Annotated in this window: 17 protein-coding genes and 1 pseudogene; 8 read left to right on the top strand and 10 right to left on the bottom strand. The window is 44.8% G+C overall.

What is annotated here, in order from left to right:
* Positions 1-174: 174 nt before the first annotated feature.
* A complete protein-coding gene (locus tag FKN88_RS16640; protein WP_306687721.1) occupies positions 175-954 on the top strand; it encodes an ion transporter in 780 nt (259 codons plus the stop codon).
* Between the two features lie 64 nt (positions 955-1,018).
* Here the strand turns inward: FKN88_RS16640 and tnpA are convergent.
* The 7 genes and pseudogenes from tnpA to FKN88_RS16605 form a co-directional block, all read right to left on the bottom strand.
* Positions 1,019-1,456: pseudogene (tnpA, locus tag FKN88_RS16635) on the bottom strand (IS200/IS605 family transposase).
* Positions 1,457-1,608: 152 nt separating this feature from the next.
* The gene (locus FKN88_RS16630) at positions 1,609-3,471 is read right to left on the bottom strand and encodes a DNA repair protein (RefSeq protein WP_306687720.1); all 1,863 of its coding nucleotides are present in this window, start codon (positions 3,469-3,471) and stop codon (positions 1,609-1,611) included.
* A gap of 7 nt (positions 3,472-3,478) precedes the next feature.
* On the bottom strand, positions 3,479-4,402 hold the full coding sequence (locus tag FKN88_RS16625) for a DNA repair protein (protein WP_306687719.1): 924 nt from the start codon (positions 4,400-4,402) through the stop codon (positions 3,479-3,481).
* Between the two features lie 3 nt (positions 4,403-4,405).
* Positions 4,406-4,810: a TerB family tellurite resistance protein gene (locus tag FKN88_RS16620; RefSeq protein ID WP_306687718.1), complete on the bottom strand. Its 405-nt coding sequence runs from the start codon at positions 4,808-4,810 to the stop codon at positions 4,406-4,408.
* Positions 4,811-4,826: 16 nt separating this feature from the next.
* Complete coding sequence (locus tag FKN88_RS16615) at positions 4,827-5,984, bottom strand: chemotaxis protein (RefSeq protein ID WP_306687717.1); 1,158 nt, start codon at positions 5,982-5,984, stop codon at positions 4,827-4,829.
* 40 nt (positions 5,985-6,024) lie between these two features.
* Positions 6,025-6,993 (bottom strand): YafY family protein, encoded by a 969-nt coding sequence (locus tag FKN88_RS16610; protein WP_306687716.1) that lies wholly within the window; start codon positions 6,991-6,993, stop codon positions 6,025-6,027.
* A 714-nt stretch (positions 6,994-7,707) separates the two neighbouring features.
* Positions 7,708-7,884: an AlpA family transcriptional regulator gene (locus tag FKN88_RS16605; protein WP_306687715.1), complete on the bottom strand. Its 177-nt coding sequence runs from the start codon at positions 7,882-7,884 to the stop codon at positions 7,708-7,710.
* A 159-nt stretch (positions 7,885-8,043) separates the two neighbouring features.
* Between FKN88_RS16605 and radC the strand changes: the two genes are divergently transcribed.
* The 3 genes from radC to FKN88_RS16590 are packed head-to-tail and all read left to right on the top strand — an operon-like array spanning position 8,044 to position 9,418.
* Positions 8,044-8,505, top strand: a complete 462-nt coding sequence (radC, locus tag FKN88_RS16600; RefSeq protein WP_306687714.1) for a DNA repair protein RadC — start codon at positions 8,044-8,046, stop codon at positions 8,503-8,505.
* Positions 8,502-8,936, top strand: a complete 435-nt coding sequence (locus FKN88_RS16595; protein WP_306687713.1) for a DUF2787 family protein — start codon at positions 8,502-8,504, stop codon at positions 8,934-8,936. Before radC ends, FKN88_RS16595 begins: the two co-directional genes overlap by 4 nt.
* Positions 8,937-8,983: 47 nt before the next feature.
* Positions 8,984-9,418 carry a DUF2787 domain-containing protein gene (locus FKN88_RS16590; protein ID WP_158144578.1) on the top strand — a complete coding sequence of 145 codons (435 nt, stop codon included), beginning with the start codon at positions 8,984-8,986 and terminating at the stop codon, positions 9,416-9,418.
* 60 nt (positions 9,419-9,478) lie between these two features.
* Here FKN88_RS16590 and FKN88_RS16585 read toward each other — a convergent pair whose 3' ends face one another.
* Entirely contained in the window at positions 9,479-9,913 is a 435-nt protein-coding gene (locus tag FKN88_RS16585) for an RNase H family protein (RefSeq protein WP_306687712.1), read from the bottom strand.
* A 100-nt stretch (positions 9,914-10,013) separates the two neighbouring features.
* On the opposite strand from FKN88_RS16585, the gene FKN88_RS16580 reads away from it, so the two are divergent.
* From FKN88_RS16580 to FKN88_RS16570, 3 genes are all read left to right on the top strand, one after another.
* Positions 10,014-10,259, top strand: a complete 246-nt coding sequence (locus FKN88_RS16580; RefSeq protein ID WP_078925749.1) for a hypothetical protein — start codon at positions 10,014-10,016, stop codon at positions 10,257-10,259.
* 76 nt (positions 10,260-10,335) lie between these two features.
* Positions 10,336-11,055 (top strand): hypothetical protein, encoded by a 720-nt coding sequence (locus FKN88_RS16575; RefSeq protein ID WP_306687711.1) that lies wholly within the window; start codon positions 10,336-10,338, stop codon positions 11,053-11,055.
* 262 nt (positions 11,056-11,317) lie between these two features.
* Positions 11,318-11,599, top strand: a complete 282-nt coding sequence (locus FKN88_RS16570) for a hypothetical protein (RefSeq protein WP_306687709.1) — start codon at positions 11,318-11,320, stop codon at positions 11,597-11,599.
* A gap of 288 nt (positions 11,600-11,887) precedes the next feature.
* On the opposite strand, the gene FKN88_RS16565 is transcribed toward FKN88_RS16570, so the two are convergent.
* Positions 11,888-12,532 carry an inovirus Gp2 family protein gene (locus tag FKN88_RS16565; RefSeq protein ID WP_306687708.1) on the bottom strand — a complete coding sequence of 215 codons (645 nt, stop codon included), beginning with the start codon at positions 12,530-12,532 and terminating at the stop codon, positions 11,888-11,890.
* A gap of 295 nt (positions 12,533-12,827) precedes the next feature.
* Positions 12,828-14,300: a hypothetical protein gene (locus FKN88_RS16560; protein ID WP_306687707.1), complete on the bottom strand. Its 1,473-nt coding sequence runs from the start codon at positions 14,298-14,300 to the stop codon at positions 12,828-12,830.
* Between the two features lie 163 nt (positions 14,301-14,463).
* Here FKN88_RS16560 and FKN88_RS16555 point away from each other — a divergent pair, with 163 nt between their 5' ends.
* Entirely contained in the window at positions 14,464-15,126 is a 663-nt protein-coding gene (locus FKN88_RS16555) for a hypothetical protein (RefSeq protein WP_306687706.1), read from the top strand.
* Positions 15,127-15,491 lie beyond the last annotated feature (365 nt).

The raw sequence follows: 15,491 nt of genomic DNA, 5'->3' as shown, positions 1-15,491 counted from the left end.
GAAGGAGTCTTGATTGATTTAGCAGCTTCGCGAGCGAAGGCTTCTAGAGCTTTCTTATCCATATTGCTTATCCTTAGCCATGACTGGCTTAATTATAAGCAGATACACAATTTAAATTACAGGCTCATAACGGATTCATGATAAAATAACTACCTTAAGTCAGGAATCAACTTTATGTTTGCATTATCAAAAGGATCGATATCTTTAAAAAGCTTAGATCGACTCTCATCGTATGTCGTGATCAGTTCACTGCTGGTATTTTTTACGCAGCACCTGTACGAAAACCACGTATTTCAGTACATCGATACTTGTGTTTTGATCTATTTTTCGCTGGAATTTTTCTTGAAAGTACACGTGCTGTCGTGGAGAAAATATTTTCAGTCTCCGTCCTATCAGTTTGACTTCTTTTTGCTGGTTGCCAGCCTGGTCGCCATCCCTATCGCCAATATCGATAGTGTGATCTATTTACGGGTGTTCAGGTTAATCTCGGTTATCCGCGTGTTCAAGATCATCCCAAATGGTTCACAAGTTCTGAACGGATTAGCCCGGGCGATCAAAAGCTCCAAAGCGGTGTTGATCCTGCTTTTCTGCCTGTTGTGCTTCTTTTCACTGATTGGATTTATCCTATTTTCCTCCAGCGTTCCCGACTATTTCAGTACTCCATTGACATCACTCAACACTGTCTTTGAGATATTTACCATTGAGAACTGGGGCGCATTGCCGGACTCTATCGATAAAACTACCCAGCCTCTTCTGCACGCCAGCGTCAATGCCTTTACAATCATCGTCCTGGTCTGCGGCGGCTTTATTGCGGTCTCTCTGGCGAATGCGGTGTTCGTTGATGAACTGGTTAGTGACAACAATGATGACCTCAAGCGGGAGGTGCTTGAGCTAAGGCGAGAGAATCGTGAAATTAAACGGCTACTTACCGAGATAAAGCAAAAGATTGAGTAAAAATCCGCCTTCTTAGAAGGCGGATTTGGTTTACAGCCCCCTGAAAGGGGGCATACTCGCGCTGTTAATTCATCTTCAACTCTAACTGCGCCTCATATTCTTGATCTTTCTTGTCTTGGTGTCTGACGTACCGTCTGATGATTTATTCATTTACGCCAACCGTATCAACAAAGTAACCTCTTGCCCAAAAATGATTCCCCCAGAGCTTCTTTCTTATGTGGGGGAATTTGTTAAACAACCGAATTGCCGAACGTCCTTTCAATACTCCCATCAACGTGGAGATAGAAACTTTTGGTGGAACTATCACAACCAGATGAACATGTTCAGACTGAACATTTAGTTCCAAAACCTCACAATCTTTCATATTACATAAAATATAGATTGAGCGATAAAGCTCCTTATCTACATTACCTTTCAGGATCTTGAATCTGTATTTCGGCGTCCAAACTATGTGGTATTTACAACGCCAATGGACATGTGATGAACTTCTGTAATCGCCCATGTTTTTTGTTTCCTCTTACTTATGGTGAATAAGAGGTTTACTTCTAACATGGGTACTTCTTCGGGCAATAGCCCTAAGGTTCAATCACCACCGCCCAGGGCGGTGGTTTAGGGATGACAATAAAAACGCCTCTGATTCAGAGGCGTTGTAGGTTATGCAATTTCCAGCGTATTATTGTTTTCCAGCAGGGCCATAAAATCATCGTTAGATCTGATTTTCAGATCGATTTTCATGAAATCAGCTATCGCTTCAACGTCAGAGTTGACGTTACTGTCATCATTGATGGTTCTTGATAGATGTTCAGTCAGCGAGCGAAACTGCAGTTTATCCCGGGCCAGTTTGGCTATCGACGCCTGTTCAAACGCATCTGTATTGTCTTTGATTTGCTGAATTCTCATCTCAAAAACTTCTTTAACCCGCTTAGTGCGCAGCTCGGCCTTAGTTGAAAAAATATCGACCTGATCAAGCAGCCAAACCACCAGGGCTGAACCAATCCCGGACACCATGATGCTGGTCGCCTCTTTGAGATGCTCACCCACCACAGGGATCATGTCGACATAGGGTGATATCACCTGCTCAAAGGTGAAACTCACATAGGTGACCACGGTAGTGGTAAGCAACTTGGTAATCGCATCGGCTTTTTGCGTCGGAGTACTGTCACTGAACAAGATCTTGATCGCCTGAATTATGGCATTAAATCCTTCAGAAATGATTTTCAACGCCCGTTTTAACATTCCAACAAACAGGTTAACAACCGCATTGATCAGGTACTTGACGAAGTTTTTCAGTGCATCCTTGATAACATCAAACCCGACATGTTCCAGGTTCACCGTGATGTAATGATACGCTCTCTTGAACCGTAAACCTATCGCATCTAACTTGGAATAGGTCTCAAGATCATGGAGTACACCATGTTGGAGAATGTCTCGCAGCTCAAAGAAAATGGGCTTAATGATAAGGATGATGAGCTCACCGATACCCTTTTCTTCCAGCTCATCTTTCGCCTGACCGTAGGCTTCCTTCGCCAGTTTTTTGCCCATGTTACGATCTGTTTTTAGCTTATTAGCCACCACTTTGTTCAGATCACTTTCGATCGCCGCCTTTGCTGTTTTTTCGGCCTCCAGGGCATTATCCAGCGTTTTTTTCGTCGGCAGGTCGTTTAACTCCTGCTGTTCCGACTTGGATAGGGTTCCCGCTCTTTGCTTATCCTCAAGCCGGCATCGCTTATTCTCGACCCACTGCTGGTATTCACTCCAAGATTTTTCTCCTTTTGACGTGTTGAGCTTTCCGGAGATATTCTTAAAGTTCGCGTCCTGGTTGAGCGCCGTTTTCAGGTCATCGAGCGAAATTGCTTTACTCTGACCATATTCCTCAAAAGCATGTTTCAGCGGAATCTGGTGATCAACATTAATCTCACTTTTGGAATAGTTTCCCCCCTGCTCTTTTTTCGCCTGGTTGATCACATCGCTTCGCCGGTATAAATAGCGTTTCTGCCCCTGATCATTGACTTCAAGCTCACTTTCGATGCGTCGGTTGTTTTTGATACGTCGGTCCAGGTAGTCATCGAGCTTATCGGTATCTTCGACTATCTTGCGCTTACCTTTGTATGGCCCCTTATCGTCTCGCTGCTTGCGCGTATGCTCATCCAGACGTTGTTTATCGAGCCGATGATCGGCCACCATACTCGCCGCCCCATCATAACTGAAGCTCTGTAACTCACTCACCAACCGGGATGCTGTAAGCCCCTTTTTTGACAACTTGAGTTTTGGGTGGCTAACCAGTCCGTCACACACGTTCAGCAGGATCGGCTTAACCAGTGACTCGCCGATGTCCGCTTGACTATCGGCCATTTGCTCCTCAATGGTCTGTAACACCTCCAGGCTGTATCGCAGATCGTACAGTTCGACATCCAGCAGCACTTTGCTGGCCTGCAGTGGCGAGCAACCCTCAAGCCGCTCAACTAGCTCGGTACTGGACAATGCCTTGATCTCAAAATCTTGCTTGCTTGCCATCATTACCTCCTCATGCGCACAAAGAGTGTGACTGAGACATCTCGTACACCGCTTTGGCTTTCTCGCTGTCGGCAGCAATGAACTCACCCGACTCTGACAAGTAACCCAGATTTGCCATCTGTTTCAGGACGATCGACAAGTTAAACAGGGCACGAAACTCTTCCAGGTGAACAATCGGCAAACGCTTAAAATCGAGTTTGTGGGCAAACACATCGCTGTTTTCAGTCATCTGGTGCATGCGCTGGGTCTGGATTCCGTATTCGAACCGGTCTAGTAACTTGCTGTAGTTGGCCACCAGTTCATCGAAATACACCAGCACGTTATCGATTGACTCTTCGATCACCCTAAGTTGCTTCTGCTGTGCCTCCAGCTTGGTGATCTCTTCACTTACACGCGTGCGCTCTTGCTTGGCACTCTCGAGCGACTCTTTGGCTTTCTTTCGCGAGAAGAAGCCCAGGGTCAGCACTATACCTAGTGTATCCAACAGGCCCATCTGGTTAAAATCAATCAACATGATCTCAGATTTCGCCCTGACACCACGCTGCGATTTGATCTCTAGGATGCTGTCATCGAATAGCTCTTCAAAAGGCTGCCCCTTAACCGTAACGTTGTGCATCCGCTTTGATACCTTGATAAAACGCTCGAAGTGGATCGCGTAAATGTCCTGCTTCTGACGGTTGATCCGGCTGATCTTTGTCTCGATACTGGCGGATATCTGCCTAACTTCTTGCTCGTAAATCTGCTTGGCATCGGCAAACCGTTTTTCCGTTTCGGCAATGATTGATTCCGCTTCATCAGCATAGTGCTTACCCGTAAAGGCGTTCCACACCTTAGAGCACGCCTGCTTTACAGCACCAAAGGCTCTCGATACGCTACTTTTTGCCGCACTAATTTTGCTTGAACACCAACGTCCTAAGCCGCTAAATAAACCCATACATTATTCCTTATCAATCATGGCGTAGCCTTCTGCCACCATATCGTTCATGGCGCTCACCCAACGCTGCATCTTATTCGCTTCATAGCCGTCGATCGCCAGCGCTTCGCTAAGCTTGGCCATAAATGCCTCTTCCTCGGTACACACTTCACCGTCAGCCAACAGGATCCCGAACAGTTCAACCAGTATGATGCGTTTGCTTTTCCCTTTTGATTTTGCCAGCACTTTGATCACGGACTCAATGTTGTCCTGCTTGGTCAAGGCATGATCCGTCAGACCACATTCCTGCACAAACGACTGAAAAACCATCTGCTCTTCGGCCTTCTGCTCACCGTTCAACCCCATGGCGTATTTCGCCAGTTCCAGGAAATTCTTCTTCTCGCCAATATTCAGTTCAGATAAGTACATGTGTTGTCCCCAGTAATTAGTACTCTGTTTCTAGTTTTTGTTTTTCGTTGCCTTCCGGATCATAGACAGTCTCAATACGCTTACTGATTTCGCCAGCATCGTCATACAGGTATTCAAACACCAGATTTCCGGCCTGATCGAATTCGCAGCCCCGCACCGGTTTTCCGTCATCATTAAACGTCATCTGGTATTTGAGCTGGGTACCAGCAAAGGTATCACTGCTGCGTTTTTTGCCGTTTTCATAGTAAATTTGCGTCACCTGGCCGGAGTGCTTGTCCTCGATCTGGGTCACTTTGCAATCGCCTAGCCGCTTGACGAAATCGTCCGTGTCAATCGTCAGCTCCTGATGTCTGGCCAGTTCATTGGTCAGGCTGACTAAGTTATCGGCCCGTAACTGTTGGATCTGGGTGGTTAACTGCTCAAGCTGGGCAATACCGGCCTGCTTGGCCGCAAAATCGCGCTTCTCATCCAACTGCTGAAGCGTTTGCAGCAAGGCTTTCAGGCTGCTGTGGGACTGACCCACCAGCTTCTGCACGTGGATTAACTCTTCGCTCTGTTTTTTCGCCAGTGACCTAGCACTTTCCGCCTGAGTGCGTGCCAACTCAGAGTGCAGGTGACGGCTTTCCTGATGCTGCTCCTGGCTCAATGCATGCAGAGCCTCGATCTGCCGTTGCTGCTCTGCAGTCTGCTGCGCTATCAGGCCATCGGTTCTCTCTTGGTTGCTTTGCATCGCAGACAAGCTGGCCCCGATGCTGGTGTGCTGCTCCTGCAACTTTTGCTCCAACGCCAGCGCTGCACCTTTTAGCTCAGCCTCGGTCGCGGCAAGCTGTGAAGAGAGCTGAGTCAGCTCGCTCACCACTTCTTTCTCCGCCGCAGACAGACGCGCGATCACTTGTGCGCCCTGCTGGTTAACTTCAGCAGTAACGTGCTGAATGATGTCTTTCATCACGCTGAGCAACTGGTCCGTTTTATCGCTGAGTTGTTGGCCGAGCTCACCAGCCTGCCGGTCCATTTGCGTACTGTGCTGTTCAAACCGGGCATTGACCCGCTCAGCTTTATCGAGTGCCCATTGCTGCATCTGATGCTTTTTGTTGATGGAGATAGCTTGCAGTAGCACGATCAAGCCAGCACAGCCAACCAATGTCCAAAATAGTAGCTCTAACGTAATTTCCATTATTGTTCCCTTAAACAGGTTTTTAGTTTGTTATTAAGTATCAGGAGACCGATGCCATCGGCTGGATCTCGATATCCCAAATATTGTCGCCGAAACTGTTGAGCCACTTTTTCAGGTAGAGCGAATCAATCACACTCGCGCTGATATACAGCGAATCATCACGCTCAACGACTTGCTGGTCCGGTGACAGTGGTGTTTCGCGCAGAAAGTAACCATCAGACTTGGTGATGCAGAACTGTAGTCGGCACTGTTGACCTTCGCCAAAACAAAACCTTCCGTCCGCATCGTATTTTGCCAGGTCAAAATCCTCCGGCCGGTCAAAGGTGAAGGTGGACAAGTGCGCGCTGGTCACCCGGTGGATGGCTAAAGTTCGCTCATTCGTGTAACCTTCAAAACGACAGACCAGGTAAAGTCGGTTGCCCTGCTGCGCGATGCCAAGTGGCATGACGGTCGCTTTTTTCGGTTCGTCTTTGCTGTTGGTGTATTCCAGACTCAGCCACCGGTCTTCGTACAGACCCTGGCTGATGTTCCTAAGTACTTCCTCGTCCAGATGTGGGGCGAGCAGAGGCTGGGTTTCACTCACAACTCTGACCTTTTTCAGCCAGTTTCGCTCTTTTTTGTTAGGTGAAGTCAGATTAAGCTGGTAGTCCGCCTCATGAAAGAACCCGTCCATGGCAGCCAACACCCTGCTAGGCAAAAGGCACATCAGGTATTCCCGCGCTAGGTGAAACAGCAGGGATTCCTGGGCTGACAGGGTCGGTAGACTGAGTACTGCGTTGGTTTGGGTCAGCTTATAGCCATAAGGTTTGCTTTTGTCGTTGCGGTCAAGGTTAAACTGCTCTGATAAGGTTTCCATGATCCTCTGTAAGGTGCGGATATCGCGCTCAATTCCCACCTCAGCCAACTGGCTCTGCAGCTCTTTAACCGTGATGTACCTGGACTTTGGAATGCGCTTGAGGATTTCAAGGGCCAGGTTTAGAGATTCATTCAGAGATGACTTTTTTTTCATTTTAAGCTCATTTGGATATGGCATCTCGTGCGTCGAATGGCAAAAACTATCACAAAGCCGCTATGTATTGCGTGATTTAAGCCTGATTTATATCAGATTTTTTTGATAGAAATTATACTCATATCGTTTATGACGATTTTACCGCTAGCTGCGTCAAAATATGTCGGATGCAAAATACTGATTTAGGCAACATCAAAGCCATTTTTATACAGACACATTGACTCAGTGCGTCATTAAAATGGGTAAGACATAAAAAGTCGATTATAAATCAGCAACTTAAAAGTGGCAGAGAGATAGGGATTTAAATCTCATCTTTATGAAAGCCTATATATCAAGCTATTGAATTTACTAACTTTCTATGCTCATCAATCAAATATCATGTTGACGAATGTTAATCACAAGCAGTACCCAAAAACAATCGAACTTACCAAGAACATCAAGCATACAAGCAAAAACATTCTCCAGCATCTCTTCCTTATCCAATACAATATTAAGACTCAAAATAAGCCGCACACATCATAAAAATGAATATATCTGAAATCTGCAGTAAATGTGCTCAAGCCAACGAGTCAAGCTCACATGGCGTGACTCTTAACTTGAAAAACACCGCTCAATTTAAATTACAGGCTCATTCAATCTCCACTCGATGATTTACACTACGCTGCTTGCTATAGCTGTGTCATATAAATGAACCAGCTCTCTTTTGATAAATAATCACCGACCTAGTAAACATTTTTCCATCCACTCATAGACCTCACTCTCTACCCAAGCCACAGCCCTACCACCCAAACTCACTGATTGCGGAAACTCTCCGTCATTCATTTTGCGGTAAATCGCTGAACGGCTCAGAGCAGTCTTTTCCATCACTTCTTTTAGCTTTAAAAATCTCATGGGACGTTCTCCTATGTCTGTGGTCCTCATGGGATAAAGCGATGGCGTAAAAAAAGATGGTGATGGATTAAGCCTTGGTGCGACAAGGCTTAATCAAAAAAATTTCGGGCATATGTAATTAACGTGTATCCCGTTAATGAACCTCACTCGGAGCCTAATATGACCGATTACACAAAAAAGCAGCGCTATCAGGAAAATGAAATCCTAGAGCATGCGGCTGAGATACTGGCTACGCGCTACGTGCGTGGTGATGCACTAACTAACCCTGATGCCACCAAAGAGTATGTGCGCTGTAAGCTAGGCAGCCATGAGCGTGAAGTGTTTGCCTTATTGCTACTGGATAACCAAAACCGACTGATTGAGTTTAAAGAGCTGTTCCACGGCACAGTTGATGCGGCCAGCGTCTACCCTCGTGAAGTGGTCAAAGCCGCTTTAGCCTGTAATGCCGCCGCCGTGATATTCGCTCATAATCATCCATCCGGTCAGCCTGAGCCTTCAGAGGCTGACAAGCGCATTACACAACGTTTAAAAGACGCCTTAGCGTTAGTCGACATTCGGGTATTGGATCATATTGTGGTCGGTGAAGGTTGTGTCTCTTTTGCTGAAAGGGGACTGTTATGACCGTCCAACAGACCATCACTACGAGTGTCGAAACGACATTAGCCGCGCCACTGACTCAAGTGCTACGCCGCTTTACTATCCCCGAGCATGCCAAACGGATCGTCATGAACTGTCGCCAAACCCGCTATTACCGAACCCGACAAGGATTACCCCCCATAGAGCTACAACTTGTCCGTCACAGCGCGACTGACGTATGGCACATCGTCATAATGGCGAGCTTTTCCTACCCCCATCAGCAAAGCACTTCACTAGAGCTCGATCTCTATTTTCATTTGCCCAATGGCTGGTGCTACCAAGCCGACGCTGGCTCAGCCAGTCTGGCTCATGATGAAGTGCAAACCTTATTGTCTGTCTGGACGACAAGCTTCGCGAGGCATCTTGCTCGACGTGCTTTTGATGAGATCACGGTAAGTGTCATCACCACTCAATAACGCCACCGATCACTTCGTGGCTTCACCGAATATCACAAGGAGAACTTATGTCTCAACTCACCTTTGTAACGTCTACATTGCCCATCTCGCACAAACTGCATAACGTATTGAACGAGCAGCTTAGTGCCTCCTCGCTGAGTTCATCCGCTTTAGAAGCGCAACGCTTGCTGGTGTTTCACTTTCGAGATAAAGCCTACAGCGCCGAGAATGGCGGATTTCATCCGGTTGAAATAGCGCTCAGCAAAATGGCGGATGCATGGCATATCGATTATCTGACCGAGTTTGCTTACTTTGGTCATCCCTACCCTGAGCTTGAACGTTGCTTAGATTTTGACTTTCAACGTGGAGAATTCTTCGCGGCTTATCAAGGATGGCAACCCATCAAGGGCAGTCATGAAGCCCAATCACTCTATCAACTGTGGGAGCATAACTTTCTCGCTTACGTAGAGATGGGGGTATTTGATGATATTACTTTACGTTGATAACTCGACAGTCGTAGAGCGACGAAGCCTTTATCTATAAGGCTTCGTCGCTCTTTCACATTAACGTTTGTGATGGTGTGTTGGCTTGGCTAACGCATAAGCTTCATCGATTTGCGGACAGCATCGCTCTGCTCGACGCACCTTGATGTATTTGGCTGAGCGCAGTTTTTCCACGATCTGCCAATAGTCACGATAAGCGACAGGCTTATTGTCGGCTTTACGCCAACCTTTGCGTTTCCAATTGTCCAACCACTCATTAAAACCACGCACACAAAAATCACTGCGCATGACTATCTCATCATCATCCAAGGCATACTCTAACCCCTCTATCAGTGCGATCATTTCCAGCTCGGTATTGTTGACCGATTTATCGAGGTCAATAACGTAATCTCGGACTTTTAGACCGTCCTCATCATAGATAACCAATGCCAATGCGCTCTGCTCTTGTGTACTCGATATGCCGATGTAAATGGTGTGGGTTTGTTGTGTGCTCATCTGTTGTTTCCTTATCAAAATATCAGCCAATCTGCTGGGTTCATTAGATAAGGCAAGGACGTAAAAAAATATTGTCATCATTGTATTTTAAGGAGGCTCTATGTCGTCACCGCCCCCCACATCGCAAAGCGCATTAGCGCGATTTTTGCTGACGGTGGCCTTGATTGGCAGTCGGCAATTGCAACGTCAATGCCAACGCATCCAGCGTGATATTGACGCATTGAGTGATGAAGCCCTACTCGCTTGGGTTCAACGCTCCCCTACATGGAGCCTACGCCGTTGGCTCACGGTGGCAGAGCTGATTAAGCGAGGCCATCGATGGCGAGATATTCATCCACGCCAATGAACGGGCATCTGACGTCGCACCTCTGACTAAGATGGCCGTCATTAATTGTGTCTGTTTTCTGCCATGGAGTGAGGCAATGGCCCCGAATAAGACCACCAGCATCGACCAACTGCTGATTGTCCTTGAGTTATATCATCGCATTCCGTTTGGTCGTAAAGTCACCGCTGGCCAGCTCCATCAACAGTTAGCGGAAGTGGGGATCCATCGAGACATTCGCACCGTTCAACGTAACTTAGAATTGGTGGTGAAATTTCTTGATGTCGAGAAAGACACACGAGATAAACCGTATGGTTATAGCAAGCGATTAGGCACTCGCCTTACCTTGGGACCACGAGAAGCCATCTTACTGGAAACGGCACTATCGGGTTTGAAAGCCGCATTTCCAACCGCTTATCATCCGGTGATTGAAGGTGCGTTTGCTCCTTTCTCTCGTCGCAATTCTCCAACCGCTAAAGTGGACATTCGTCCCTGTCGTCCGTTGATTGAAGAAAGCAAAATGGCTCTGTTTGAGCGACTCTGCTTTGCTCTGCATTATCAGCGAGAAATCAAATTGCAGCTCTCACCGCACACTTTGCCGTATTGTTGGCCTCTCGGATTGAGATGTGAACAGGAGCAGTTTTATTTGATTTATGAGTACCAGCACACCCGCTATGCCATCCCCCTAAACGATATTAAGGAGGTCTCTGTCAGTACCTTTGAATTTACTTACCCAAGCCACGCAATGAGCGATATTCACCTCGATAGCTTGGCTCCTTTTCCCTCTTTACCCACCCTATCGTATTCATCCGGCATCTGATGTCGCAGACTTGAATACCATAGCGCTGTTTCCACTCCTTACTTTGGGTGATAAGTGCCCCAAGTCAGGCCAGAGCTTTGGCATACCAATCACGAGTCACGTCATGGGTCCACTTGTTAACTCCAACCCATGGCGGAGTAGGCAGACTCATGCTCGTTATTCGGAATGCACAAGCCGCTGATCCAGCGCTATCAGTGTCAGGGGGAGAGCTCAGCTCTCTCCCTGTTTTGGTTTTACGACCATCATTACTTAGGAGATAATCATGAACCTTCACCGTACCCTATTGATCCTCGCCACCACCGTGAGTGCATCCTCTTTGGCTCACCCTGTTGTAGAAACACTATCCACCCAGTTAATCACACAGCAGTTGCCGACAGGGCAGATTGAGCAACAACTCGATGAGTGGTATCAAATCGAATTAAAGCAACTGGACCGCCACGCTCAGCGCCTTTCTGATCGCATCCCGGTTAATGAACGCCGAAAAATGGCCCAAGCTTCTCTCGAACAGGAATACCAATCACTTAAGTTAAAACTAATACCATAATGGCAAAAAGCCGGAGTACATCACTCCGGCTTTTTTAAATAATTAGCGTCTTAATTTACCTGCCCAGTTGAATCTATATCAATGCTGACGGTCAGTCGATACCGTGATGGTGAGGGGAGCATAGTTCGATGAACGTTGAGAAGTGGACCCCGATGGTTGGACACATAAGCAGTGTAGTGACTCTCTAGATACTCTAGTGAACGTGGCTCATATGGGCATGTGTGAAGAACTACCCATGGTGCCCCTAACTAATCATAACGAATAGATAGGGGAGCGTCCCCCTCTTATTTAAGTTCGAGAACACCCAAAACTTCGATACCTATCCTCAGAACACTTGGTCTCGACTTTAGCTAAGTAGCTGACCCGTTTAAATAGTTCATTTATTTGTTGGTCAAATTTATCTGAATTAAATTCTAACCAATAGGTTGGGTTCTTAGGGAAGTGGACCAAAGTATCACCTTCATCGGTATTAATACCCAATGTTCGACACCAAGCTTTTTTTATCATGTCTGATAAGTTACCTTTTTGTTCAAACCGTCCAAGGGAGTGGTATACGTCTTTGTTCAACAACAAAACGAGATGATAATGGTGACGACTCAATAATGTCCCTTTTTCCTTGCACCAAACATATCGTACCTTGCAACTACGAACCGTCTGACCTCGTCTTTTTTTCCGGCTGAGATCTGCTTGAATCTGAGCGTCCAACGAAGCAATAAAGTTCTTTATGACACTTGAGCCATCTGGTTGTAGATTCGATAAATGTAAGTCGACTCTAATCGCTGTCGTTCGAGGGTATTGTTTAACGGCTTTATCAATCGTGTCGTACAATCTATCGAGATAGTTAAGAACTAAATCACCTCTATGTGTCAGGATTGGTAATCCGTTAAATGTTTCACTTCTCGTTGTTTTGAGTTTATTAGTTCTGAAGCTCATCGCTATACCTTTTAGTTAATGTGTCTGGTATAGGATGGTTAGGTGTAGTTAATTTTTAAGTTGGTAACGTCTACCTAACGTGTGATGCTGTGTTGTGGTCGAGCAATGAACATCAAAGTAATAATATTACCATACCTCAGTGGCCACATGGTCAATAGGTCCTCAAGTAGGCAGTCAATTCTAGTTTTCACCCGAAACTTATCAGCAAATCACAGCTGCTCTATCTACTTTCGGTGATAAACCCTAGATTCAAAGTATTGAAACTACTCTGAAATAAAGTACCAGCCATTGGTACTCATGTATTGTTTTTCGCCCAAATCGAACAGGTGGTATGTGCCTTGAGCACTAAGTTCTCCTTGTCTGCATCATAAAGACGCTTTTCAAGAAAATTCACATTAGGGTAAGGTATTAGACTGTCGATTTTCAGCTCATAGGTGATATTTCCAACAATATATGACGCAGAAATGTTACAGGAAGGATACTTACCCAACATCTCTGTATAATGCTGAAAATCATGAATCAAGAGACTTATCATTTTCAGATCAGCCTTTACACCACAGTGCCCTCTAATCGCTTTTGCTAATGACATTGCAAGTCCTAAAGAAAGAGAAATCAAACAACTCTTCCAAAAACAATATTCGTCTTTTAACAAATCAAGGTCGTTTTGTTCATGAAGATATTTCTGAGTAAATATCGAGTCTTTCTGAAAAAATTGCTGAAGCTCAGAGTCTGACACAAGTAACTCTTTCAGTTTTTCATACGTTACCATAGTTAGGGATTGAAAATGGTTTACTAGTATAAAAGCAGTCAAGAGCTCTAACTTAGCCAAGACACCCAAAGTGAGTTCATTCTCCTTTAAAAAGGGGGCTAGTTTTAATCGTGACAAGTTGAAGCCATCAACAAAATAGGTCGCCTTTATACGTTCTGAATTCGATCTGTTGAGCCACCTGTGTATGTTTCTTTTTTTGCCAATCAAAAAAGATAGTTTGAAAGAAAGCTCAAAATCAAATTCATACTTCAAAGAACACTCGTTGAACTCACTATAGGTCAGGTAACATTTGGGAGTCTCATAAATAAAGTCGCTGATGTTTTTTAATGTTTCATCAACAAATAGGGCATTCCTTGTGTTTTTCCTCGCCGACAGAAAGTCTAAATCTATCTGATAACGCTTTCCAAACTTGCCAAAGTAGATCGGACATACTCCACCACCAGCCTCACATCTGATAAATCCAATGCTGCGTAGTGTTGCTAGTTGAGATTTCAGACGGCTTTGATTAATCCCCCCCATTAAGCGTCGTATTTTCCCTTCACTCAATAGCTCTTCACTTCCAGTTGCGGATGACTGAATAAAGCCCAATTTATTTGCATGAAGGATAAATATCCCGATCAAAAGAAGGTTTGAGGGCCTAAGTTCTAGCTCTTTTTCCTTTAAGGCAGTCTTAACTTGTGGTGAAAATACCTCCTTAAACGCCTCATGAACGGATAGAAAGCCCTTCTCCGTCCATGAGGCGATATAGACAGAATCAAAAGTGAACTCGTGCTTCCCATGCCTTACCTTTATAACCTCACCTACACGGTGATATTGAAGATATTCAAGCAGTTCAGAAACGACTTTATGGGATACTCCAAAACTATCACGGAGACGTGAAACGGATACGTCGATCCTATTTTTCCAGCTATTCATTCGCTCGAATATTATCGCCAAAAATAAGTATCTCCCTTCAGGAGAAAGTGGACCAATCTCAGATAAAAACTCAACAACACGCACTAGATACAACCATATATACCCTATTTATAAATCAATAATAAGAAAACAACACAAGATTTAAAACCACATTAATCACAAAATTAAAACATATTTAAATTATTGTTTTAAAGTGTACTTTTTACGCATACTATCAGTAGAGCATAAACGAATGGGATACATGTTCATGACCGAAAAATCACTCAAAAGCAGAATGCGTTGGTTCAATGCAGATGACCGAGAGATGGCAACCTGGTTAAGAAGCTATGCTAAAAAGCATGCATGGATAGAAGATTTAGCTACCAAGGGGACACATGATAGGCTCCGACTCGACACTAGCTTTGCTCAGGATTTCATCAACAATTGGACTAATAAAGAGTCGGTCAGCAACGATGATAAATATCGGGTAAATTTGTTAAGAAGTGCTTGGCGTAGCTATTCAAACCGCTCCAAAACGTCAACATTTTCGTTGTCTAAAAATGCGCAAAAATCTCTCGACTACCTATCGAAACGACTGAATGTATCTAAAACATACGTAGTGAATGAAACGCTTGTGGCAGCACTTAAACTAATCAAGAACAACAAAAACAAGAAATTCGAAGCCAATCTTTTACTTCCGAAATTGGAACGAGAAGAGCACGTACTTGATTCACTTCTAGAAGAACTATTGGATATTGATGAACTAAAAAAGGAAATTGCAGACTTGAAATCGGAAAATGCAATCTTAAAAAAAGAAATTACCGGCTTAAAAGCGGAGAATGAAGCCCCGCAGAAATCACTAACACACAATCAAAATGTTGATGCCAAGTCTGGTGGGTTTGGAATTACTAATCAGATACGAAGACAATAACAGTCTACTATTAGTTCTCAACAGTAAGAATAATGGGGGTTAAACTTGGCGATCTAACAAAACTTCGGCAGGGCACTTTTACTATTCAATAAAGCTGTTCATACTAGAACGAGAAAAACCTCTCATAGCAAGCAATTGATATGGTCTTCAGCTAAATGATAAAAAGCACTGAGATTACGCGAAGCAATCATTTTTAGGAACCATCTTAGGAACCAGATTAATAATCAAATCAATGAAATTAAATTAAAAACAATAATTTAAAAATCAAGATCAACTTACGCCAGCCCACCAATTCATAGTTTAAAGACGTCTCAGGACGTCTTTTTTCTTGCCTGCAACAACGTAAAATCAACAACTTAGCATCC

The organism is Vibrio sp. 2017_1457_13 (assembly GCF_030851525.1).
Taxonomy (GTDB): domain Bacteria; phylum Pseudomonadota; class Gammaproteobacteria; order Enterobacterales; family Vibrionaceae; genus Vibrio; species Vibrio metschnikovii.
The sequence above is the reverse complement of the archived record's forward strand: the minus strand, read 5'-3'. Positions and strand labels throughout refer to the sequence as shown.